The 24,515-nt window shown below is 50.0% G+C and carries 17 protein-coding genes and 2 tRNA genes; 10 read left to right on the forward strand and 9 right to left on the reverse strand.

The window, feature by feature from the left end; all coding sequences use genetic code 11:
* Position 1: 1 nt before the first annotated feature.
* Complete coding sequence (locus IAE27_RS24225) at positions 2-2,263, forward strand: ATP-binding cassette domain-containing protein (RefSeq protein ID WP_016808351.1); 2,262 nt, start codon at positions 2-4, stop codon at positions 2,261-2,263.
* Between the two features lie 84 nt (positions 2,264-2,347).
* Here IAE27_RS24225 and IAE27_RS24230 read toward each other — a convergent pair whose 3' ends face one another.
* The 5 genes from IAE27_RS24230 to IAE27_RS24250 are packed head-to-tail and all read right to left on the reverse strand — an operon-like array spanning position 2,348 to position 8,478.
* Positions 2,348-3,865 (reverse strand): 4-hydroxyphenylacetate 3-hydroxylase family protein, encoded by a 1,518-nt coding sequence (locus IAE27_RS24230; protein ID WP_004103557.1) that lies wholly within the window; start codon positions 3,863-3,865, stop codon positions 2,348-2,350.
* 38 nt (positions 3,866-3,903) lie between these two features.
* Positions 3,904-5,859, reverse strand: a complete 1,956-nt coding sequence (locus IAE27_RS24235) for an anthranilate synthase family protein (RefSeq protein ID WP_227685297.1) — start codon at positions 5,857-5,859, stop codon at positions 3,904-3,906.
* Between the two features lie 23 nt (positions 5,860-5,882).
* Positions 5,883-6,515, reverse strand: a complete 633-nt coding sequence (locus IAE27_RS24240; RefSeq protein ID WP_004103554.1) for an isochorismatase family protein — start codon at positions 6,513-6,515, stop codon at positions 5,883-5,885.
* A gap of 18 nt (positions 6,516-6,533) precedes the next feature.
* Positions 6,534-7,319, reverse strand: coding sequence for an SDR family NAD(P)-dependent oxidoreductase (locus tag IAE27_RS24245; protein WP_017145607.1), 786 nt, complete (start codon positions 7,317-7,319; stop codon positions 6,534-6,536).
* Positions 7,309-8,478, reverse strand: a complete 1,170-nt coding sequence (locus tag IAE27_RS24250) for a 3-deoxy-7-phosphoheptulonate synthase (RefSeq protein WP_200092906.1) — start codon at positions 8,476-8,478, stop codon at positions 7,309-7,311. The genes IAE27_RS24245 and IAE27_RS24250 overlap by 11 nt, the downstream gene beginning before the upstream one ends.
* A 458-nt stretch (positions 8,479-8,936) precedes the next feature.
* Here IAE27_RS24250 and IAE27_RS24255 point away from each other — a divergent pair, with 458 nt between their 5' ends.
* The 5 genes from IAE27_RS24255 to IAE27_RS24275 all read left to right on the forward strand — a co-directional run bounded on the left by IAE27_RS24255 (position 8,937) and on the right by IAE27_RS24275 (position 16,167).
* On the forward strand, positions 8,937-10,457 hold the full coding sequence (locus tag IAE27_RS24255; protein WP_064398710.1) for an amino acid adenylation domain-containing protein: 1,521 nt from the start codon (positions 8,937-8,939) through the stop codon (positions 10,455-10,457).
* 2 nt (positions 10,458-10,459) lie between these two features.
* Positions 10,460-10,690 carry an acyl carrier protein gene (locus IAE27_RS24260; RefSeq protein ID WP_053065005.1) on the forward strand — a complete coding sequence of 77 codons (231 nt, stop codon included), beginning with the start codon at positions 10,460-10,462 and terminating at the stop codon, positions 10,688-10,690.
* A 65-nt stretch (positions 10,691-10,755) separates the two neighbouring features.
* Positions 10,756-15,126 carry a non-ribosomal peptide synthetase gene (locus IAE27_RS24265; protein WP_200092907.1) on the forward strand — a complete coding sequence of 1,457 codons (4,371 nt, stop codon included), beginning with the start codon at positions 10,756-10,758 and terminating at the stop codon, positions 15,124-15,126.
* A 36-nt stretch (positions 15,127-15,162) separates the two neighbouring features.
* A complete protein-coding gene (locus IAE27_RS24270; RefSeq protein WP_004103546.1) occupies positions 15,163-15,555 on the forward strand; it encodes a nuclear transport factor 2 family protein in 393 nt (130 codons plus the stop codon).
* A gap of 114 nt (positions 15,556-15,669) precedes the next feature.
* Positions 15,670-16,167 (forward strand): MarR family winged helix-turn-helix transcriptional regulator, encoded by a 498-nt coding sequence (locus IAE27_RS24275; protein ID WP_004103545.1) that lies wholly within the window; start codon positions 15,670-15,672, stop codon positions 16,165-16,167.
* Between the two features lie 909 nt (positions 16,168-17,076).
* On the opposite strand, the gene IAE27_RS24280 is transcribed toward IAE27_RS24275, so the two are convergent.
* Positions 17,077-17,152 (reverse strand) — tRNA-Asn (locus IAE27_RS24280).
* A gap of 6 nt (positions 17,153-17,158) precedes the next feature.
* On the opposite strand from IAE27_RS24280, the gene IAE27_RS30010 reads away from it, so the two are divergent.
* From IAE27_RS30010 to IAE27_RS24290, 3 genes are all read left to right on the forward strand, one after another.
* Positions 17,159-17,338 carry a DUF5951 family protein gene (locus IAE27_RS30010; protein ID WP_219620557.1) on the forward strand — a complete coding sequence of 60 codons (180 nt, stop codon included), beginning with the start codon at positions 17,159-17,161 and terminating at the stop codon, positions 17,336-17,338.
* 8 nt (positions 17,339-17,346) lie between these two features.
* Positions 17,347-18,798, forward strand: a complete 1,452-nt coding sequence (locus IAE27_RS24285) for an EmmdR/YeeO family multidrug/toxin efflux MATE transporter (protein WP_064371999.1) — start codon at positions 17,347-17,349, stop codon at positions 18,796-18,798.
* Positions 18,799-18,927: 129 nt separating this feature from the next.
* Positions 18,928-19,003, forward strand: a tRNA-Asn gene (locus IAE27_RS24290).
* Positions 19,004-19,822: 819 nt separating this feature from the next.
* Here IAE27_RS24290 and IAE27_RS24295 read toward each other — a convergent pair.
* Positions 19,823-21,277, reverse strand: a complete 1,455-nt coding sequence (locus IAE27_RS24295; protein ID WP_200092909.1) for an AMP nucleosidase — start codon at positions 21,275-21,277, stop codon at positions 19,823-19,825.
* A gap of 132 nt (positions 21,278-21,409) precedes the next feature.
* Entirely contained in the window at positions 21,410-21,667 is a 258-nt protein-coding gene (locus IAE27_RS24300; protein WP_004113872.1) for a histidine kinase, read from the reverse strand.
* 174 nt (positions 21,668-21,841) lie between these two features.
* Here IAE27_RS24300 and IAE27_RS24305 point away from each other — a divergent pair, with 174 nt between their 5' ends.
* A complete protein-coding gene (locus IAE27_RS24305; RefSeq protein WP_162556124.1) occupies positions 21,842-23,377 on the forward strand; it encodes an alpha/beta hydrolase in 1,536 nt (511 codons plus the stop codon).
* On the opposite strand, the gene IAE27_RS24310 is transcribed toward IAE27_RS24305, so the two are convergent.
* Positions 23,369-24,301 carry a nucleoside recognition domain-containing protein gene (locus IAE27_RS24310; protein WP_004103538.1) on the reverse strand — a complete coding sequence of 311 codons (933 nt, stop codon included), beginning with the start codon at positions 24,299-24,301 and terminating at the stop codon, positions 23,369-23,371. The two genes, IAE27_RS24305 and IAE27_RS24310, sit on opposite strands and share 9 nt — an antisense overlap.
* Positions 24,302-24,515: the final 214 nt, after the last annotated feature.

Genomic DNA, 24,515 nt, shown 5'->3' on the forward strand with positions numbered 1-24,515 from the left:
GATGAAAACCCATGACGCTATAAAAATCATTGGTGCAAGGCAAAATAATTTGCAAGATATTGATGTAGAGGTCCCTAAAAATAAAATAACAGTTTTTACCGGTGTTTCCGGATCGGGAAAAAGTTCTTTAGTATTCGGAACTATAGCAGCGGAATCTCAGCGACAGTTAAATGACACGTTTCCACCTTTTATTCGCCATCGCTTACCACATTATGGTAATCCTGAAGTCGATGAAATTGAAAACCTGTCGGTGGCCATTATTATTGACCAAAAACGTATTGGTGGCAACGCACGTTCGACGGTGGGCACCGCATCAGATATTTATACCCTGCTACGGCTACTCTTTTCTCGTGTCGGCGAACCTTTCGTAGGTTATTCGAATGTTTTTTCATTCAATCATCCTGCGGGGATGTGTGCGACATGCGACGGGTTGGGCATTGCCAGTACTATTGATATCAACCATCTGATTGATTCAAATCTGTCGTTAAATGAAGGCGCTATTCGTTATCCTTCTTTTGCGCCAGGCTCATGGCGCTGGAAACGTTATGTTTATTCAGGGCTTTTTGATGCCGATAAAAAAATCGCGGATTATTCAAAAGAGGAGCGAGAATTATTACTTTATGCGGATAATCTCACTCCTGAAGCGCCGTTAGCCGGTTGGCCTAAGAGTGCAAAGTTTGAAGGCGTCATTACGCGCTTTACGCGAAGTTATTTAAAACAAGAAACTAAAGATACTAAAACTGAGGAATTTCAGCGCGTCGTTAGTTTGCAGGTTTGCCCTTCTTGTCAGGGTATGAGGCTTAACGAGGAAATACTTTCCTGCCGGATTAGAGGGAAAAATATTGGCGAATGCGCAACGCTGCCTGTCACAGAGTTAAAGCTGTTTGTAGAAAAGCTCGATTATCCTGAAGTCAGGCCGCTGATCGAAGCATTACTGGAAAGGTTGGATGCCATGTGTGCAGTAGGCTTGGGATATCTGGATTTGAACCGTACGACCCCTAGCTTATCGGGCGGTGAATCCCAGCGGTTGAAAATGGTCCGACATCTGGGAAGTAGTCTGACCGGGATCGTTTATATAATTGATGAACCCAGTACCGGCCTGCATCCAGCAGATATAGTGAAATTGAATGTTTTAATTGGAAAACTACGCGACAAAGGCAATACCATTCTGATGGTGGAGCACGACCCGGACATGATAGCGATAGCCGAGCATGTTATTGATTTAGGGCCAGGAGCGGGTAAGCAAGGCGGGAATATTGTCTTTGAGGGCGACCTGTCGGCACTTAAGCAATCCCAAACCTTGACGGGTCGATATTTCTCTTCACGGGCAGAGATAAATAAGAAACCGAGATGTGCCAAAGGTTATATTTCGGTAAGAAACGCCACATTGCATAATCTGCATAACTTATCGGTAGACGTGCCTTTAAGCGTTATGGTTGCTGTGACGGGAGTCGCTGGATCGGGCAAAAGTTCATTCGTTATGGGGGCCCTGGCGCCACAATGTCCGGAGGCGATCGTTATCGATCAAAAACCGATACATACCTCAATTCGATCGCATATTGCTTCCTGGTGCGGTGCATTTGATACGATCCGTTCGCTGTTTGCCGAAAAAAACCATGTGTCAGCGTCGTGGTTTAGCGCTAACGCCAAAGGGGCTTGTCCGGAATGTAATGGGCTAGGGGTAATACAAACCGATCTGGCATTTATGGATACGGTTACGTTGCCATGTGAGGCCTGCCAGGGGCAGCGCTATAACCCACAAGCGCTGAAATATCGTTATCAGGGAAAAAGTATTGCTGAGGTATTATCCCTGTCGATTAATGATGCCGGCGAATTTTTCCTGAATGAGCCACAGCTCAGGCCAATTTTTCGTAGCCTGGTCGAAGTCGGGTTGGGATATTTACGCTTGGGTGAATCGTTAAATCATCTTTCAGGCGGTGAATGCCAGCGGCTGAAGTTAGCGTCACAATTAAATCATGATAGTGACATGTATATTTTCGATGAGCCAACCACGGGTCTTCATCCCAGTGATGTGGCCTCGCTGTTGAAACTATTTAACCGACTGGTAGCGCGCGGAAACACCGTCATTATTATTGAACATAATATGGAGTTGATCGCTCAGGCTGACTGGATTATTGATATTGGACCTTATGCCGGGCAAGAAGGGGGGGAATTATTGTTTAGCGGTACACCCGAATCGATGCTGGCCTGTCGCCATTCATTAACCGCAGAATGGTTGCGCAAACATTGCCGGATAGAGTGAGAAATGGTGGTCGGGACAGCCAGTAGAGACTGGCAATAATGTGATGCATGCCCATTATTATACTGATGTATTGTCCCGTTAATCTTATTCGTCTAAAGGCCAGTGGTAATCGCGATCCAGCCAGCCATCCAGGTCATAATCCATCATACATTGTTCGGCGAAACCTTTATATTCTTGTACCTGCCCCGACATCTGTGCGGCGAGTAACAGCTCGATACGAACATTTTCATGACTACCGGTATAATTTCGTTCATAGAGTTCGTGTCTGCTGGCGAATTCTGTTCCTACGGAGTCCCAGATTAGCTTCATGAGCTTGACGCGTTCAACGGCATCCATACCGTTGGAGCCCCGCATATATTTTTTCAGATAAGGTTCCAGTTCCGGCGCAGCGAAATCTTTGGCATGCGAATTGATATAAATAAGCGCGCTGCCAAGATCTTGTTCAATAATTTCTTTGATCCGTGGATAGCCGAGACTCATAAACCAACGGTAGGCTAAACCATAATCCAGGTTAGGCAGGAGGGCGCCGTTGTGCCAGGGGTTCGGCGATTTAGCCATAGCATCACTTATGGCCCAGAAGAGGTTGCGCCAGGCCAGCATTTCCCCGACGCGCGTCTGTATGCCGCGGAAATCGGCTACGCCGGTGGCTTCCACGCCTTTAATGAATAAACCACAAATAAAATCAATTTTTACCGCCAGACGCGTCACTCCGTGGAAGGTTGAGCGGTGCAGGAAGCCAGAACTGGGTAAAAACGTGGCCGCTTTAGCGGTATCGCCGTAAATAAAAATGTTTTCCCAGGGAATCTTCACCTTATCCAGAATGAAGATCATGTCATTCTCGTCATAGCGTGAGGATAGTGGATAGTCAAAAGGACTGCCGACCTTTTCGGCGGCTAAGGAGTAAGAGGGGCGGCAAACCAGCTTCAGTCCTGGGGCATTCATGGGTAATGTGCATACCAGGGCAAATTCTCTTTTTTTGACAGGTAAACCGTAATGCGCGATGAAATTGTAATGCGTCAAAGCTGAGCCGGTAGCAACCACCTTGGCACCGCTAACAATTACGCCATCATCACACTCTTTTTCGACGTGAATGCAGATATCTTCAATCTGGTCGGGCGGGAGATTGCGGTCGATAGGGGGGTTAATGATGGCATGATTCCAGTAAAGTAGCTCCTCTTGCGAACGTTTGTACCAGTGCCTGGCGTTATCCGTATATTCGCCGTAGGCCTCGGGATTGGCGCCCAGAGTCGTAAGAAACGACGCTTTGAAATCAGGGCTTCTTCCCAACCAGCCATAGCTAAGCCGTGCCCACTGCGCGATTGCGTCGCGATCGCGTATCAGATCCTCAACAGAATGAGGAACGCGGAAGAACGGATGGGTGACACCACCGCTGCCGGTATCACAAGGCGTGGTTAATATAGCCTGATACTTTTCGTCATGGAGCGCGTCGTATAATTTAGCTATGGACAGTGCTGAATTGCGAAACGCTGGATGTGTAATAACATTGTCCACCTTTTCACCATAAGCCCATATTTCTCGCCCATCATTTAGACCCGCTAAAAAGTCATTACCGGTAGGTAATGATACTGATTTATTTTCCATGTCAGCTCTCTCCGAATGTCGGTTTTCAACACTTCCTTTTAAACGGCATCTTGTTGGCTAAGAGTTGCCGTTGTTGTTAAGGCGTTCTGTATCAGCCATTGATAAATAGAAAATGCGTCTTGCGTCAGGAATGATTCGTTATGAAATTGTATGGAGGCAACATTGCCTGACGATAATGCGACAATTTCACCGGAAGGAAGTCGCTCCAGCTGGACTGTTTTGTCATGCTCCGGGCTGTACCAGCATGGCCGCTGATGTAGTGCGGAGAAACTGTTATAGAAACCAACGGTATGAGGTTTTCCCTGAATGGATATCTGATGTTGGCTACCCTGACGGTTATTGACCAGCCGCTCGATCGGAATGCCTAATTCGGCGCAAATTAACTGATGTCCCAGACAAGTTCCGATTAGCGGACGCTGCTCCCGGAGCCGTTGCGCAATAATTTTTCGGCCCACGCGTATTTTTTCGAGTTGTATATTGGTTGGATCGCCAGGCCCGGGACCAATGAATACGATGTCGCGATCGGTGAGTTGCGTTAGCTTGCTCGGACAGTCATACCAGGGAATGAGGGTGACGGCGCAACCCGCGCTGCGTAACTGATAGGCAATCATGGCGGTGAAGTTGTCCTCCATGTCGATCAGTGTGATGGCATGATGAGAGAGTAGAGTGCGCGGGCCCAATTGCGAGTTATCCAGCCAAAAGGCGGAGGCGCGTGCATTCCGTTGTGCCAGTATCTGGTCAGCCCGATGGCAAAGTTCTGCAGACAATCCTGTCCGGTTTGGCGTCCCGGCGCTTGGTTCAGAGAAGAACGAATGCATTAGCCCTTGTAATTTGGCGCGTGTTTCACCGGCTTCACTTTGCGCGATGGAACTTCTGACGATGGTTGAACCCGCCGTAAGCCGAAAATGTCCCTGAGCGGAAATATCGGCCGTGCGGATCATGATGGCCGAGTCCAGATAGCGTTTACCTTCTTGCGCACCCGTTATAGCAACGATGCCGCTGTAATAACCGCGTCCGCGGCGTTCTCGCCGGGCGATAACTTTACAGGCGCTTTCTATTGGGCTGCCGGTCACTGTTGGCGCAAATAGCGATTGCCTGATGATTTCTTTCAGACTGCGATCTGATTTGCCATGGAGAAAATATTCGGTATGCGCGATGTGCGACATAGCCTTGAGCTTCGGCCCGGATACCTGAATATCACGCTGACAGATGTTACTCATCATTTTGAGTTCTTCATCTACCACCATAAATAGTTCGTCGCGCTCTTTTTTATCCTGCAGAAAATCATCCAGCACGTGCGCCATATTCCCGGTATCGGGGTATTTTAATGTGCCGCTGATAGGATTCATCGCCACGTTCTGCTCATCAACCTGGATATGCTGTTCAGGCGTACTACCCATGAAATAGCGGCTGCCGGTAAAGATCATCCATGTCCAGTATGATCCGCATTCAGATTGCAGCAGCCGTTTGTACAGCGTCAGCGCGTGGCGGATACTAAAGTCGGTTATATCGCCCTCCAGGCTGCGTGAAATCACAAAGTTGCTGCCTTCCCCGGAGCTGATTTCCTGATCAATCACGGTATCAACAATGTCGCCATACGTTTGGTCATCAAGATCGAAGTGCAGGTTTCGTGGCTTGATATCATGGTCATTAATGGCTGCGATAAATGAATCTATAGGATAATAGTCTTGCCGCTCAATGTGCATTACGATCGTCTGTTCACCATCGTCAATGCAGGCATATCCTTTTTCTTTCAGCTGATTAAATGGCAATAATATCAATTTGTTAAATGAGCATTTGCCCGTCGCGTCCAGGGGAGGATCCAGCGCTAATTCTGAAAGGGACTGGCTTAGCTCAATATCCCCTTCAAGAAACAATACTGCGTTGATAGGTTCGCATTGGGGGCGGTAAATACAGGCAAAGGGTCTATCAAGATTGGCCAGATGAGCCGAAAGCTCGTCGGGATTTGCTGAATCTTTAGATAACATCATCATCTCCTGAAGTGCCGTGAGGATCTTTAATGTTCCAATGCGTCGATAGCTTGTCGGGTTGACAGCACGACTGAGCTGGTTTCCGCAGCTAGCTCAAGCGCTAGACGATGCTTTTCTTCGGAGAAATCGGCGAGCGCATCGGCAATAAAAAATGTCTCGATATCATTGGAATAGGCCTCTTGCGCTGTGCACAAACAACCGATATGGGCGTAAACGCCGCAGACGATCAGCTGATCGCATTTGAGTTCGTGCAAAGTACTCAGAAGAGGAGAGTTAAAGAAGGCGCTGTAACGCCACTTCGTTAATACCCACTCATTTTCCAGAGGCGTCAACGGAGGAACAATCTGTTTATGTTCCTGGCTGCCGTTCATGCCTGAACCCCATAGACTGTGCAGCAAGCCGCGCTGTTGTGGCGTCATGTCGCCGGGTTGGGCAGTATAAAATACTGGAATATGCAGACGTCGGGCGACGCTAAGCAAGCGGTAGATGTTGTCGATGACCTGCGCTATCGGCGAGGCGTCAGCAGTGTAAAAATCGAGAAAATAACGCTGCATATCATGTATGAGTAGCGCCGCTCTTGAACTGTTGGGTCGCCAGTCTGCAATTGATTTGGGTAATTGACGTTCTGTCGGCAATGGATAGGGCCGTATCTTTTCCATGTTATTCTCCTTGTACGCTTAGCAGCTGCCGAGTGCGGCACCACCGTCGACCAATAACGTTGATAGCGTGGTTTGCCCTGATTCTTCGCACAGGTAAAAGCAGACCGCGGCAGCAATTTCTTCCGCCGTAGCGACTTTGTTGAGTGGAATACCAATGCGAAATTGTTGTGGGTTACCGTTGAGCGTGTTTTGCTTGTCACTTTCGCTATGCCACATGCCGCGCAGCATCGGCGTATCGGTTGAGCCGGGAGCGACAACATTACAACGGATCCCATACGGAGCGACCTCCAGCCCCAGAGCATAGGTAAATGCCTGGGCAGCGGCTTTTGAAGCGCAGTAGGCGGCCATCGTCGCCCGCGGCACGCGCGCTGCATTTGAGGCGATAGTTACGATGCTGCCTTTACGCTGAGCCATCATCAGATTGGCCGCATGGCGGCTGGTGTTAAATACGCCAGTCGCGTTGACGGCAAATGTTTTCGCCCAATCCTGAGGTTGTGTTTCGGCCACGCTGGCGTGGCACAGTACGCCGGCGCCGTTGACCAGATACCCTACCGGGCCCAGTTGATGACCGACTGCGGTAAAGGCCTCTGCTACGCAGCGGTCGTCGGCAACGTCTACAGTAAAGCCTGCAATGGGCTGCGGATGGTTATCTTGTAGTGTGGCTACAAGGGTTGCCAGCTGAGTGGCGTTATTATCAAGAAGCGCTAGTGACAGCCCTTCTTTCGCCAGCGCGTGGGCAACGGATTCGCCAATGCCACCGCATGCGCCGGTAATAACGGCAATATAATCTTTATCAAAAGTCATGTTGTCCCTCTTTCCAGTGAGTTAATAACATCTGCGTTTGCGCTACGTTCAGGCGTGGGTCGCAGAGAATTTGCTTAAGTTCATGTTCTTCAGGGTGATTATTTTCACAGAAGCATTCGATGACCGGATTCGGCGTTGCTTCCAGATGGAGTCCAGCGGCGCAGGCGTTATGTGATTTCACCTGCCTCAGGAAACCGGAGATTTCAGCCATCATGTCGCTAAGCTCGCGGCGTTTATTGCCCGCCCGCGTTTTCCCGGTATTCCCATGCATTGGATCGCACATCCATAACACCGGCGTTTCGGTTGCTTGTGCGGCCTGAATCAACGCGCCCAACCGATGAATGTGTGTACGGCCAAAACGCGAAATAAAAGTCAGACGCCCAGGAATACGCTGAGGATTGAGCTGTCGGCAAAGTGTCGCGATGAACGATGGCGTTACGCTGGCGTCAATCTTGCAGGCAACAGGGTTGGCGATATTCGCCAGCATGGCGATATGTGGGCTGTCAGGCGCAAGAGTACGAATGCCGATCCAGGGCCAATGGGTGCTTGCTAAGTATGATTCTCCGTAGGGATTAGTGCGGATTTGAGTGGTTTCGTAGTCCAGCAACAGCGCTTCATGGCTGGTCCAAATGTGATGAATATCGCGGGGATATTCCCGTTCGTAACGTTTAATTTCGGCCAGCGTTTCCGCAGCAGCACGATAGCTCAGCAGCATCCGTTGCGGATCGTTACGCCTGGCTTCTGGTGTCGCTTCGGGCCGGTTGACTGAATCACCGCGCCACACGGGAAGTACCCTGTCGCCATCGACTTCGTTTTGTTGCGAGCGGGGTTTAGCATATTGACCGGCAATTCTACCTACCGTCAATATCGGCAGCCCCGTCTGTGTTGAGAATTCGCGGGACATTTGCTCAAGGAAGATCAATTTTTTCCGTACATGTAACGCGCCAGATTCGCAAATTCTTTCAGCGCAGTCGCCGGCCTGAAATATCATTGTTTTTCCTGCATAAACGGCGGCTAATGCTTTATTGAGTTCACTTATTTCTGCAAAACTTAATAATTCTGGAAGATTGTCTAATTCACTTTTGACCAGGGCAAGCATGTCCTTATCGCTCCAGAACGGCTGTTGCCAGTTGGACTTATTGCCAGGAAATGATGTCATTTCTAATCTCTCACTCGAAATTTAACAGGTTTTTCGTTTGTTTTTTAACAAAAAAGCGATGAGAAAGTGCTATTCCTTGTCTGTTTACTGGACATGAAAGACGATACGGTTTGCACAAATATTGCACGCCAATGGGTGCCTTGTGTCAATCAAAAAAAATTATATTTGATTTATGTTTTTTTCATGTTATTGATTTTTATGGTTATTATTTTTGTTTGTTTTTTATTTTTTGCTATATGATTTTTTTTTGGAAATCAAATTGACTGAGGGTGAGGTTCGAAGATAGACTATTGAAAGCAACGCTTAGTTATGCTTGTGTTGCTTATATGTTGCTTGTTTTGCGGTGTTTGCTTAGAGGCATCTCACGGTAAGCTGGCGGCATTTCTTTAGATCTTTAATTTCTTCTTCAAGAGAAGATTTTATGCGTGTGAACGTTCCTAATTCTCCAGGAGAGAGTGATGACGCATTCAGCATATGTCTATCAGTTAAAGGCTGTCCCTGATATATTTGATGAGATTTCGCAACGTTTTCCGGACAGGGTTGCGTTAATTTTCGATCAAAGAAAAATAACCTATCGAGAACTTGCTGAGCAATGTTCAGCGCTGGCTGCTGTGTTGCAAAATAATTGCCTGATAAAAGGCGATATCGTTGCAATAAAAATAGAACGTAGCCCGGAGTTATATATTTTTATGCTGGCGCTCATGAAAATAGGCGCTGTTATGGTTCCCGTGAACTCGAATAGTCCCGAACGCTATATTGGTGAGGTTTTAAGTGCGGCGGGAGCCAGATACCTGATTAGCGATGATGTAACAAGCGTGCCCGGCGGAGCATGGCACGTCTTGTCGAGCAGGACGCTGATACAAAACTGCACGCAACAAAGAAGCGGGAATTACCCGGTATTAAGTGCTGATGATCCGGCGCTCATATTGATGACCTCTGGTTCAACAGGAAAACCGAAAAGCGTACTGATTGCTCATCGCGGGATTGCCAGACTGGGTCTGCCGGTACCGGCGTTGGGGAATAGCGAGCGGGACTGCTATTTGCAAATTGCAGATATTTCTTTCGCTGCCTCAGCTAATGAAATCTGGATGGCTTTATTGACCGGAGCATGTCTCGCGATTGCGCCGCCTGGCTTGCCGGATTTAATGGCCCTGGCACGGCAGATCGAATCGGATAACGTGACGATGCTATTCCTCTCTGGCGGGCTGTTCCGGCTATTTGTCGAGGTTTCGGTCGAAACACTGCATATACCTGATTGTGTGGTGGTGTCGGGAGACTTTGTCAATCCTCGCTTATTTAGCGTGGCGGTGCAGGCCGGTAAAGCCAAAATATTTAATGGATTAGGATGCACGGAAAATTCAGCGATCTCGTCTCTCTATCATATTCAGTCGGAGGAGCAATTATCCAGTGAATCTCCTGTGCCGGTTGGTACTCCACTCCCTCTGGTTGAGATGGTGGTATTCAATGAACGGTTGCAACCCTGTACCTGCGGTGAATATGGGGAATTATTTATCGCAGGGGCTGGAGTGGCTCTGGGGTATTCCGATCCGCAACTGACGGCGGAAAGGTTTATCACCATACCGTATCAAGGCACTGACGTGCTTTTCTATCGTACCGATGATCGGGCAACTTACGACCAGGATTGCAATATCGTCCTGGTCGGACGAGGCAACCATATTTGTAAAATACGTGGCTTCCGCATCAATATCGCCGGTATTGAGCACCTGTTGCGCTTACATCACGCTGTAGAAGATGTGCTGATTGTGGTAGAGGAGACGCCGGATGAACCGCGATTACATGCTTGTTATGTCACGCAGGATGACGGGCTATCCGTAGCGGATTTAAAGAATCACCTCGCAATGCATGCTCCTGCCTGGATGATACCTGAAAAATTTAGCCGTCTGGCGGTACTGCCAATGACCGCTAACGGTAAAAAAGATCGTTTACGGTTAAAAAATTCTTTACTGGAGCAGGTGTAAATATGGACAACGTTGAGCAACAGCTACTCTCGATTTGGCAGGCGATTATTCATTCAGAGGCGATTAACCCGCACGAAAATTTACTAGACCAGGGTGGTAACTCATTACATTTCATAAAGTTGGCGTCAATGGTAAGCAAGACATTTAATTTGTCTGTCTCGCCGGCGGACATTTTCACTGCCGGAACTATTGCTGCGCTGGCTCAGACCATTCGGCAACGGCAAAAGCTCTAATACCTGGAGTTGGGACTACCAGCAAACAGGAAGGATTTTACAGGGAATTTTAAGAGGGGGATAAAATGCCATCATTCAATAGCGGCGAGTCAAAAAAGGGCTGTTTGAACAAGGAGTGTGGAGAAAGTGCGGTAACGTATCTGCCAGCTACGCCCGGGCAGCAGGCAATGTGGTGGCTGGATAATACGCTGGAGCAGCCCCAATGCTATAACGTGCCGGTGCTGCTGACCGTTAATGCGACACTGGACGCTGATATTATGCAGCGCGCTGTGGCTGAGCTGACCTTGCGCCATGAAATATTCAGAACGCGTTTTGTTTATCTTGACGGTAAATTACAACAGCGTATCGGCGCTGATGGATATCTCTCTTTTTCCCATCGACAACCAGAGCAGACGGAAACCCCTGAATCCGTCACGGCACAACTGGCGGCTAGCCGTTTATCATTAGCTGAGGGGCCGCTGAGTATCATTAATATGCTCAGTTCAGACTCAGGTACAACCTGGTTAGCATGCTGCTTCCACCACATCATTATTGATGCCCCCTCAGTACGTATTGTCTTGCATGATTTGCTGCGAATCTATTGTGCGCTTGACGAGAAGCGCGTTCTGCCAGCGTTTAACGGCACGGGAAGCTATCAGGAATTTACTCGTTGGCAGGCCGCGTCCCTTGCGGCGGCTGAGTGCGAAGATATGCGGGTTTATTGGCGACAGGCACTACATCCAGCTCCACCCTTGTCGGACCTCCCGGTCGATTTTCCCCGTCGTCTTCGGGAAGATACCAAAGCCGCCTATACCATGCTGGCGCTGAACGAACAGGAAGCGGACTCACTGCAGCGGCACGCGAGATCGTTGTCAATGACTCCATTTATGTATATGTCCATGTGCTGGCAATTTTTCCTCAGCCGTATGAGCGGGCAGAACGATATTACCGTTGGCGTGCCTTTTACTCTGCGGGATCGCAGCGAGTTTGCCGAAACGCCGGGATATATGATCAATACTCTGCCGGTTCGCGTGCAGGTCAATGAAGATGACACGGTCAGCACGCTGGCTGCAAAGGTACGTCAATCTTTTATTGGCGCACATTTCAATAAGCTGCTCCCTTTCAATGAAATTGTCGCACTGTCGCGTGAAAACGCGGGGCAGGACAGTCCTCTATTCAGAACACTGTTGGTTATGCCCGATACCCGGGGCGATATTTTCAACGACTTGCCTTTTAAAGTCATGCTGGATGACTATTTTAGCCAGATGGCAAAATACGATCTGACGCTGTTCTTTGAAGCGCAACCGCAGTGGAAGCTGACGCTGGAGTATAAGACGGCGTTGTATCACCCGCAGACCATTGACTACTGGTTGAAAATCTTTCGCCATTTATTAAGCGCGATGGGTGAGGACGGCGAGGTATTACTGTCATCCCTGAGGCTGTTGGATGCACCGTTAAGTCGTGAACTGGTTGTTCGATCTAGTCTTAAATCGTGCACGGAGGCCTGGCGATTTGACGCCCTGGCGGCTTTCAATCAGCATGCTATAAGCCACTCTGCGGATACTGCGTTAATTACCGCTAATGGCACACGATCGTATGGTTGGTTAGCGGAACGTTCAGGGCAGATTGCCGCTTACCTACAGCAGCAGTTAAATATCGCACCTGGCAAACGTGTTGCATTATTACTGGAAAGGAATGCCGAGGCGATTGCCACTCTGTTTGGCGTGTTAAAAACCGGCGCGGCCTACATTCCGATCGATCCGCAATACCCGCAAGAGCGAATTGGTTACATGTTGCAGGACGCCAGTGTGGATTGCATCGCTACGACGCGATCGCTGGTAGCAAAATTCCCAGTGTCTGGCTCCGTACCTCTGTTGTTAATCGATGATATTCCCCCGGAGTACCCTGGGGAATACTCTTATATCAAAAGAATGCCCGACGATGAGCTGTATATCATTTATACATCAGGTTCAACCGGGCAGCCCAAGGGAGTACGGTTATTAAATAAAACGCTCAATAACCTGATTAAGTGGCAACGAGATGTTTCTGAGTGCGATCAAGGAGATTGTACTCTGCATTTTATGTCACTTTCTTTTGATGTCTCGGTTCAGGAGATCTTCGGCACGTTAGCTGGCGGTGGGTGCTTATATATTGCCAGTGAAGAAGAACGGAGAGATCTGGATCTTCTGCAAGAGGTTATCCAGGAGCAGGGGATTAATCGTCTCTATTTTCCCTATGTTGCTTTGCAACAGTTCGCGCATTTGAGCGTATTGGCCAACAGGCAATTCCCGAGTTTAAAAGAGGTCTACTCCACCGGGGAACAGCTCGTACTCACCGCGGATATTAAACATTTTTTCAGGCAACCCGTTCGCCTGATTAATCTCTATGGTCCCTCAGAAAGTCACGTCTGTTCCGCGTATGTGCTGCCACCGGAAAGCGATAAATGGGGAGATGCAGCGTCCATTGGTTACCCTCTACCCGGATTTACGTTGTTGGTGGTGGATGAGCATTTGCAGCTGGTTCCCGCCGGTGTCGCCGGTGAACTGCTCATCGTTAGCGATTTTCTCTCTCCCGGCTATCACAATAAAAGTGAAGAAAGCGCTCGACGTTTTATCTCTGCTGAGGGCTTTGCCACACAAAGTTGCCACGCGTATCGTACCGGTGATCTGGTGAGGCTGGAGCATGACGATCGGTTCAGCTATCTTGGCAGGATAGACAATCAGTTAAAAATTCGCGGTTTTAGGATCGAACCGTCTGAAGTAGAAGCGGCCATCAATGCCCTGGAAGGCGTGCAGGTTTCAGCGGTAGTTGGCAGGGCAGATACTTCAGGAAGCAAGCAGCTCGTCGCTTTTATTGCTGGCTTAATGGATGATAAAAGCAATCAAAAGGATAAGATCAAACGCGGCCTTCGCCTGGTTCTGCCGGAGTATATGGTTCCCACAGAGTTGGTCTTTCTGGATAAGCTGCCTACTACCCCTAGTGGGAAAATCGATCGTAAGGCGTTGCTTAAGGTGGATATTATCGTTGAATCATCCGCGCAGATGCCAGAACGGTCTCTGACGAAAACGCAGGAGCAGGTCAGGGCGCTATGGGAAACGCTATTTCCGGGTCGTCACATCGCACTGCACGATGATTTTTTCGCCATTGGCGGACATTCCTTGTTGGCTACGCAGCTGGTTTTTCTGCTCCGTAAGGCATTCAATTGCGATATTCCTCTACGTTTGTTATTTAATCATCCGACGTTGTTGGCTATGGCAGAGTGCATCGACGGCTATGTTGTCAGTGAAAAGGGGCCCGTCGATACCGTTGATCGTTCCTTTGTTCAGGATGGATACGAACGCATACATTGGCAGGGGGGAGAGTGTTCAACCCCTGGGCTGACGTTGCTCACCGGGGCGACAGGATTTTTAGGCATCTACCTGCTGCGTTCACTGCTATTGGCCGGGACCCAATCCGTGATTTGCCTGGTAAGAGCCAGGACAGATAAGCACGCATTGGCTCGTTTACGTGAAAATGCGATGCGCTACGGAATCGCCGATGAGATTGATTTTTCCCGGGTTGAAGTTTGTCTCGGTGATATTGGTCAGCGCGATTTAGGATTAAGCCCTGACGCGTATAGTCGGTTGGCAGAGCGAGTGGACACGGTATTCCATGCAGCCGCACAGATTAATTTTTTGCTCTCTTATTCTTCTGTTAAACAGTCAAATGTGCAGGGTACGCTAAATATTTTAGCTTTCTGCGGTTGTGGCGGACGAAAAACGCTCCACTATTTATCCACTATCGCCGTATTTTCTCCACGCTATCCTGAATCGCCTATCGTGGAACATTGTGTGCCGGGGCATCCGGAAGCACTGTCGATTGGTTATACGCAAAGTAAGTGGGTGGCTGAACGCTATGTTATACAGGCCAGAGAACAAGGACTTGATGCTAACGTATTTCGCATCGGACGTATTGGCGGAGACAATCGAACTGGGGCCTGCCAGAGCGATGATTTTTTGTGGCGACAGATAAAAAGCTTTATCCAGATGGGATTGGCGCCCGATCCGTCTTCCCTGTCAACGGACCTGCTGCCTGTCGACTTTGTCGCTGAAGCGATAGTTGCTTTAGCGCGTTCAGAGGCTACTCGACAGGAGAACTTCCATATTTTCCATCCTCAGAGCATCCGGTTTGACCCGGTGTATCGGGCGATTCGTTCTCTGGGCTATCCGTTAGAAACGACTTCTGACGGCGAGTGGTTGCAACAACTTGAGCTGTGTGTCACCCAAGGGCGCGAGGTTGCGCTGGGGCCGGTCATTCATCTCTTTAAAGAGAATTTGTTGGATACTGGCGATAACGCCTATGGTAATCCAGAGACGACTAAGCGTATTACACAACTGGGCTTGCGCTTTCCTGAACTGTCGGAGGAGACTTTCAAACGTATGATTGTTTATTTCCAGCGGCAGAAAGAAATTGTCTAGCAAACCGTTTATCAATTTCATCAAGAGGATAATACAATGGTTCCAGCACTATTTGATAAATATATTTCGGCAGTGATGGAGAAGTCATCGGATAAGCTGGCATCCCTTTTCTCTGTTAATGGACGTTTGTCGTTGCCTTTCCGTCGCAATAGAGAGGTGATTGTTGGCCGTGAAAATATTCGCTTACACTATGCTAATGGCTTTGGCGTTGCGCCCTTACGCTTTACCTCTATAGAGGATGAACGATTCCACTATACGAATAATCCCGATGTCGTCATTGTTGAATATAAACTACATGGGAATACTCTGCCAGATGGGAAACAGTTCTCTTTGTTATATGTTAATGTGATTGAAATAAATGATGGCAAGATAACTGAATTAATAGATTATGAGGATGTTTTGAACAGAGAATATATCTTTCAGGATTAGCAGGATGATTCTTATGTTATTAATAGGGGCGAAGGTTATGATAACTTTTCATTCCTTGAAGGGTTATGGTAAAATGGTAAGCTTAACTTATTGTATACGGCATCAGGAGAATGTATGGAAATGAATAAAAAAGTGGCTAGTGGTTCCGAGCGCGAAATATCATTGAATCGTCAATTTGAAGATGCTTTAGGGAATTTGCAATGCGTACTTGTTGCACGTCGATCGTTGATTAATCCTGATGGTATTAACTGGCCGCAATACGATACGTTGTATATTTTACGTCAGTTCCAGCCGATGACTCCAAGCGCAATTGGTGAAAAGCTCGGATTTGCGCGTAGTAAAATGTCCAAGATCCTGCGGATGTTGAAAGATAAGCACTTTGTTGAGCAGGAGTCGGCAGAAAGCGACAAGCGAGAAATGCTGACGAGGATTACGGAAAAGGGTATTGAATTCCTGAATTCTGCAGAGTCCAGCAGGCGCATAATGGCTGAGCAGGTGGCATCCTGTATGTCGCAGGGAGAGATTGCTATTTTCGCTGAGCTTTGTACAAGGGCTGCCAATATATTACACGAGAATATTAAAGGTAAACTCGAAGATACCAGTGAAAATTAATAAAGTTTATGGTGATGAAGCGTTAAACGGAGCGCTGGCGTGGTATTCTCTTTGCCGAATATGGAATCGAATATATGGCATTGGAATTTTGCTAAAATGTTGCTATGCGACGATGGTGAAAGTGGACCCGATACTCCGATACTAAGGAAAGATTTTTACCGCAGATGGTAAAAAAATGCTGATTCGTATCGTTAATATTTTGTTTGCTAAAACCTTGTCTCATTGCAACGTGCGTTGATGTGCCCGAAACAGGCTTGAGCGGATAGTTTTCTGTCAATATAAAATCAAAGCTGTCTGGCATACTGGCGATAATGGGAGCAGGCCATTGCTCGGATCATGGCCGCAGTTTTTATTTTTCACATAATAGCCTTCAATCGTATCCTCTCGTTTAGCGTATTCTCGCACTACGTCTGGTGAGCACAGGAGTTTTGGCGAATACCTGTAGCAGATATTTCTTTACTTTCAATATATCGATGAATAAATGTGAAAGTAGCAGGTATGCAACTGGTGCATTTTGTTCTCTTCCTTCATTGCCCCCGCAAAACAGACAGCCGAGTAAATGATTGCCCCTGCTGATAATGATCGATTCAGCTCTTGCGTACAGAGAAATGATCCCGCTACCGGGTGCATCTGAGGTGCTCAAGCACGGAACGGCCACTCGATGCAGATCTGCCGTCAGGATTAACCAGAAGATAACGTTCGTGCTATGTGAAAATCTTCGCAGGCTTCAGGCTGACAATTGGCGTGTTGTTAAGGGAGAAGTGGGACATGCTATGCGCAACAAAGATAGTGCCCGCATTTCCCGGCACGGAGGAGAAAAAACCAGAAATGCACCGAGATGCGTTCCCATGCTAGCCTGTTGAATCAATATCTGAAAAAGATTCGCAAGGATAGCTGAAAACAGGAATTTGGCTCCTCTGACTGGACTCGAACCAGTGACATACGGATTAACAGTCCGCCGTTCTACCGACTGAACTACAGAGGAATCGTTGTGGAGTCGTATCTTAGCGGCGAAAAAACTTTTGTCAAACATCAATTCGCCTTCCGCCGCGCAACTGGCGCATCCATCAACAAATTGTTGTTATTAGCGACAATCTATCGGGAAAAATGCTTTGCAGGATTAGCTTTTCTCTATCATCATTTGAAATGTAGTTTCAACTTTTCTCACTAAGGTCTCCCTTGAACGTCACCTCCGCATTACGCCAGTCCGTCGAACGCACGTCCTGGTTTAAAAAACGCAAGACCTATCGCGTCCTCTACTGGCGTGAAATCAGTCCTCTTGCGGTCCCGATTTTGCTGGAAAACGCTTGCGTGTTGCTGATGGGCGTGCTGAGTACTTTTTTGGTCAGCTGGCTCGGTAAAGAAGCGATGGCGGGCGTTGGCCTGGCCGATAGCTTCAACATGGTGATCATGTCCTTTTTTGCCGCCATCGATCTCGGTACGACCGTGGTGGTAGCCTTCAGTCTGGGCAAGCGTGACCGGCGGCGGGCAAGGGCGGCAGCGCGACAGTCGCTGGCGATAATGACCCTGTTCTCGATTATTCTCGCTGCGGTTATCCATGCTTTTGGCGCGGAAATTATTAATTTTGTCGCCGGAGATGCGACAGAAGAAGTGAAAGGCCTGGCGCTGACCTATCTTGAGCTAACGGTATTGAGCTATCCGGCAGCGGCAATCGCCCTGATCGGCAGCGGTGCGCTGCGCGGAGCCGGAACCACTAAAATTCCGCTGTTGATCAACGGCGGGATGAATATTCTGAATATCATTATCAGCAGCATCCTGATTTACGGCATTTTTTCGTGGCCCGGCATGGGGTTTGTCGGCGCGGGTCTGGGATTAACCATCGCCCGCTATATTGGCGCGGTGGCTACTATCTGGGTATTAATGATCGGCTTTAACCCGGCGCTGCGCATTTCGCTGAAGAGCTACTTTAAGCCGTTCAACTTCGCCATTATCTGGGAAGTGATGGGCATTGGTATTCCCGCCAGCATTGAATCGGTTTTGTTCAACGGCGGCAAGCTGCTGACTCAGATGTTCGTTGCCGGGATGGGGACTAACGTGATTGCTGGCAACTTTATCGCCTTCTCCGTGGCTGCGCTGATTAACCTGCCCGGGAACGCCCTGGGTTCCGCATCGACAATTATTACCGGCAGGCGTCTCGGAAAAGGTCAGATCGGCCAGGCTGAACGTCAGGCGTGGCACGTCTTCTGGCTATCGACGATCGTATTGACGCTGATCGCCTGGGGAACCGCACCGTTTGCTGGCCTGATCGCTTCGTTCTATACCAGCGAAGAGGATGTCAAGGTGGTGGTGAAAGAGCTGCTGTGGCTCAACGCCTTCTTTATGCCGATTTGGGCGATGGCCTGGACGCTGCCGTGCGCCTTTAAAGGCGCACGTGACGTGCGCTACACCATGTGGGTATCCATGCTCGGCATGTGGGGCTGTCGCGTCGTGGCGGGCTACACGCTGGGGATTGTGCTGGGTATGGGAGTGATTGGCGTCTGGTTGGGGATGGTGCTTGACTGGGCGGTGCGCGGCGTTTTGTTTTACTGCCGAATGGTCAGCGGGCGGTGGCTGTGGAAGTATCCACGTACCAAATTGCAGGTAGAGGAGAGTCAGGCGCAGGCTGAATAGGCGAGTGATAAGCGGATAAACGCTACTTTTTGCGCAAAGTGGAGGATTTTTCGGCAAACGGTTTGAAATGTGCAAACAGCCTTTGACAAGATCGGGCGTCATCGATAATATGCGCCTCGTTCAAACGATTCCTCTGTAGTTCAGTCGGTAGAACGGCGGACTGTTAATCCGTATGTCACTGGTTCGAGTCCAGTCAGAGGAGCCAAATTTAAGAAGCCCGCTTAAGGAAACTTAAGCGGGCTTTTTGCTTTCTCTTGCATAGTCACGATTGTGGCAACGCCGGGGCCTTGCCTTCGAACACGGTTTTAAAACCAGGATACCACAAGGGAAACGAGCCCGATCGCGACCGTCCAGAAAAATATAGTTGCTATTAAAATAAACAGGCGGATATTCCCTATGGTTAATTTCATAAAACTGTCTTCCATACTTTTACGAAAATAGTACATTGCTGATGGCGACCGATAAGCTTATCCATGATTGCATATTGGCGACATGTGCAATTTTATCTGTTGTGGTTGAGTAACAAGATATTTGTTGTAAGTAACCTGACGCTATTAAATGATGATTCGATAGCAGAGTAGCGGCCATAGATAACTCTTTGATTATTTTGATCTCTCTTGAGCGCTGCCTGTTCTGTATGGCAGTTTTGTTACACATAAATTTTTTAATTAATTTAAGGGGTTATGAGACGTAATTCAAGTGTTACCCAGTCTGCTATTGTGCGTTATATGACCATGCGGCAATTGATATAGATATGTTAATGGAATATTTACTTTTATAATCGGCGTGGCAGTTTTTAATTGCGGAAATTAGCACAATAATATTTTGAGACAAGCAGTGTGGCTACGGTCAGAGAAATGGTTAGCACTAAAGAAATAAATGTTTTAATTTATAGCGAAAGGGTAATGGTGATTATCCCCTGGTCCGAATGACTCTCTTTCTCTAACGCTCAGTCCGGCGGGTGGCCGCGTAAATATGTCACGCCATCCGGACTGAGTTTATTCTGCTCGTGTTATCTATGCGCTTAACGGAACGGCGGTTCGTTGAAGGTTCTCAGCTTGCGCGAATGCATATGGTCGCCTTCGGCGCGTAGTAGGTCAATCGCCCGAATACCAATCTGCAAATGTTCGGAAATCGCCCCTTCATAGAAGCGGTTAGCCTGTCCCGGCAGCTTGATCTCACCGTGCAGCGGCTTATCGGAGACGCACAGCAGGGTACCGTAGGGAACGCGGAAGCGATAACCCTGCGCGGCAATGGTCGCGCTTTCCATATCGATAGCCACCGCGCGGCTGAGGTTAAAGCGCAGCGCCGAGGCCGAGTAGCGCAGTTCCCAGTTACGATCGTCGGTGGTAACCACCGTTCCGGTACGCAGCCGCTGCTTAACCTCTTCGCCGGGCATTCCGCTAACCTGCTTGGTGGCGTCGTAAAGCGCGCGCTGAACTTCGGCGATGCTCGGAATAGGGATATCCGGCGGTAGCACCGCATCCAGCACATGGTCATCGCGCAGATAGGCGTGAGCCAGCACGTAGTCGCCAATCGTCTGGCTTTCGCGCAGGCCGCCGCAGTGGCCAATCATCAGCCAGACGTCCGGGCGCAGCACCGCCAGATGGTCGCAGATGTTTTTAGCGTTAGCCGGGCCTACGCCAATGTTAATCAGCGTGATCCCCTGACCCTCTTTGGTGATCAGGTGCCAGGCCGGCATCTGATGCTTTTTCCACGCCAGATCGGAAATTGCCTCTTCCGGGGCCTCTGTGTCCGCCGTTATCCAGATCCCGCCCGCGCAGGAGAGGGCGATATAGGGGCTATCGGGAGCGAGAATTTGGCTACAGCCCCAGCGCACGAACTCATCGACGTAGCGGGTATAGTTGGTAAATAGCATATACGGCTGGAAATGCTCAACCGGCGTGCCGGTGTAATGACGCAGGCGCGCCAGCGAGAAATCGACGCGGCGGGCGTCGAAGTGCGACAGGGGATAGTATTCCGTGGAATGGAACAGGCCATCGGCAGTCTCATCGCCAATTTGCGACAGCTCGGTGGTGGGAAAAAAACGCGTTAAGCCGGCGCTCATTGAACGGTCGAGCGTGAGCTCGGAGCCATCAATCACGTACGGATAGGGGATCTCATGCTGCGATAGCCCGACGGTAATGCAGGCATCGTAATCCTGATACAGCATGGTGAGCTGTTCCAGCAAATAGGCGCGAAACAGTTTAGGGTTGGTAATGGTGGTGGTATAGCAGCCGGTATGGGTAAAACGGCCCCAGGCCCGGGTTTTTAAGGCTTTATGCTCCGAGCCGTCCCACGATACCGACAGCTCCGGGTAAACGAACAGTCCTTCCGCACGGGCGCTATTATCGGGAAGCGTATTATGGTGAATATATTCGCCGATAGCTTTACGCAGCGCATTGACCGATTTTGCATAGAGCGCTTCGAGCTGCGTGAGCGCTTCTTCTGGGGTCAGCCTGGCGGCTTTCTGGTTCATGACCTACTCCTTATTTCTGCTCTGCTGACGTTGTGCTTAGTATGTCACAGACTGAAACAGGCGTCGGACAATTTACCCCGCTTAGCTAAGAAAGTACTGAGATTAGAACCCGTTGAAGCTGGATACTATCCATTAACCGGTGGAGGCATTGACGATAGCGGCCCAGCGATCGGCGCTAAAATGGGTGGCGTTGAGCACCTTTACGGTGAGGGTTTTATCGTTATTAATGCAGTAAAGCGCGTCCGCCAACGGCGTCAGCTTATCGCCTTCCTGTAGACGCCGGGCGCAGGGAGTCAGTTCCGCCACAATCGTTAACTGGCCGCTTTGCAGAACCGCCCAGGTATGTGTAGATGTTGTGGCCTCGCGTAGTTTTTTAATCCACCATTCCATTTGTTAATTCCTGACCGGTTACTCCCGGCGATAATTCCTGTTTGCATCTCATCTGACAATAAGAACAGGCAGTTGGTTTAGTCTATGTTTAAAAAGAGAATCGCAGGATCTGCTGCGCTCTGGGTAATAATCCCACCCGGTGGATAAAGAGATAATTCGGACAGAAATATGGCAATGATGCGTTTTACCCGGCTGCTGAATAAGTCGGGCTTAAGAATGGTCTCGATGGCGAAAAAAGCCATCATTGGTCTACTGGTGGTGGTGGTGGTCTTTTTTATTGGCCGCATTTACGAATCGCAGCGCGGCCCGGCGCTGCACCGCTGGCACACCTGGACGGCGAATGAAATGACCGCCAGCGAGATTGACCACGCCACTTTTGCTGACTACCAGACGCGGGAAGCGACGATTTTCCGCGATATGAAAAGCCACATTACCGATGCGCTGAGCGACGATGAAAAAACGGCGATTAACCGTTTTTACGCACAAAGCCTGGTCTATCCGGATAAGTTTCATCCGGACTGGAATCGCTCCTTTATTTTGCTGCCGCAGGGCAAACCGCGCGGCGCGGTGGTGCTGCTGCACGGCCTGACGGACTCTCCCTATAGCGTGCATTATCTGGCGCAGCGCTATCAGCAGCAGGGATTTGTCGCCGTCGCCCCGCGGCTGCCCGGGCACGGTACGGCTCCGGGCGCGCTCACCGCCGTGGACCGCGAGGCGTGGATAGCGACAACCCGTCTTGCGGTGCGCGAAGCGACGCGCCTGGCCGGGGATAACGTGCCGCTGCACGTGGTTGGCTACTCCAACGGCGGGGCGCTGGCGCTAAAATACGCTCTCGATAGTCTGGAGGATAAAGCGCTGCGCCGGCCGCAGCAGATAATCCTGCTGTCGCCGATGATTGGCGTCACCGCCTTTGCGCGTTTTGCCGGACTGGCCGGTTTACCCTCGGTATTTCCGGCTTTTGCCCGCGCGGCATGGCTGAATATCGTCCCGGAATTCAATCCCTATAAATACAATTCGTTCCCGGTTAAGGCCGCAAGGCAGTCATGGCTGTTGTCGCAGGCGCTGCAGCAGCAAATCGTGCAGGAGGCGCAAAATCATCGGCTTTCCGAACTGGCGCCGGTGTTAACGTTTCAGTCGGTGATGGACTCCACGGTGAGCACCCGGGCGGTGGTAGAGTCGCTGTATCGCTATCTGCCGGATAACGGAAGCGAGCTGGTGATTTTCGATATTAACCAGGCGGCGAATCTACGCGCGCTATTCCGTCCCTCGCTCTATTCGGCGGTGAATACGTTATTGCCGCCGGCGCCGCGGCCCTATGCCACCACGGTGATTACTAACGCTGCCCCTGACACCTACGAGACGGTGGCCCGCACCACGCTTGCCGGAACGCGAAGCGAAACCGTGACGCCGCTGCATCTTGCCTGGCCGCAGGATATGTATTCGCTGTCGCACGTGGCGGTGCCGTTCCCGCTGACCGATTCGCTCTATGGCCGGGAACCGGCGGAGAAAAATCGCTACGGGATCAGCATCGGCACGATCTCTTTGCGTGGGGAAACCTCGACGCTGAGCGTCGGGCTGGATACGCTGATGCGCGTGACCTCCAACCCGTTTTTCCCCTGGATGATGGTGAGAATTGACCATCATATTGCCTGCAGCGAGCAGGCTGATGTCGCTGCCTGCCTCCGTCCGGAGCCGGTGGCATCAGAATAGCGTCAGGTGCATCACGGTGCGGATGGCGATCCCGGCGATAGCGCCGGCGGCGGCGAAGCGGAACAGGCGCACGAAGCGCGAGCTGACGCCCAGAAAGATACCGATACCCGGGAGGTCAAACGTCTGTACTAACAGACCTGCCGAGGCGTTGATCTGGCTGATGGTCACTTTTCCCTGCTGCACGAGTTCAGAGATCACGCCGAAATAGGCCGTCCCACCAGCCACGCATTTGACCAGCGCCGGGAGCACGAAGTTAACCGGGATGTTCAGCCACAGCAGCAGCGGCAGGAGCAGACGCTGGAGCATCTCAATCAGGCCCGCCGCCTGCATAAACCCGACGATAGCCAGCGACAGGATCAGCATGGGCACCGCGCCGAGCGCCAGGCGAATCGCGTCAGAGCCGGCGCTGTTAATCACGGCGATAATCCCCTGGCTGTTCTGTTCCGCCTCGGGCAGCGCTTCGGCCCGCGCGTTTTCAACCATCGATAGCCTGCGGCCGGTGATATGCCAGGTCACCGCGGCGGCGCACAGTCCGCCGACAATGGAGATAACGATAGAGGCCAGCCAGTGCAGGCCAAAGGGCGTTAATGGATAGAATACGTTGCCTTGCCCCATGGCAAACAGCATTGCCAGCGTAGCGGCCATTTGCCGGTCCGAGGCGCCGCGTTTATCCATAATGGCGAGGGTCGCCAGCGGGGCGGCAAAGCTGACAAAATTCATCTGAATCAACGCAAATGCGCTCATTCCGGTTAAGCCGAACGGCTTAAGCAGCGGCGCGAGCCAGCGCACGATGACATCCAGCACCCCGCGTACTTCCAGATATTTCATTACGATGAGCATGACAACCATGATTGGCAGCAGCGTATAAAGGGCCACATCGACGGAGGTTTTTCCCGCCGACATAATAATGCTGATGAAATCCATCTATTTCTCAATCACTGCGGACAGAAAGGATAATTAGCGTCATCATAATCCCACCAGCAAGGAAATGAAATCACCGCAGCGGCTCTCTCTGTCCTGAAATGGGGCCGCAACTGGACTTGCCATTATCGCCAGCCAGCGCACAAAATTTCTTGGCCGATATTTGCAAAGCCTGTTTTTTGTTCTCAAACTGAATTAACACCGGGCGGTTTTCTTT

It is taken from the genome of Klebsiella sp. S69 (assembly GCF_016516145.1).
Classification (GTDB): Bacteria; Pseudomonadota; Gammaproteobacteria; order Enterobacterales; family Enterobacteriaceae; genus Klebsiella; species Klebsiella oxytoca.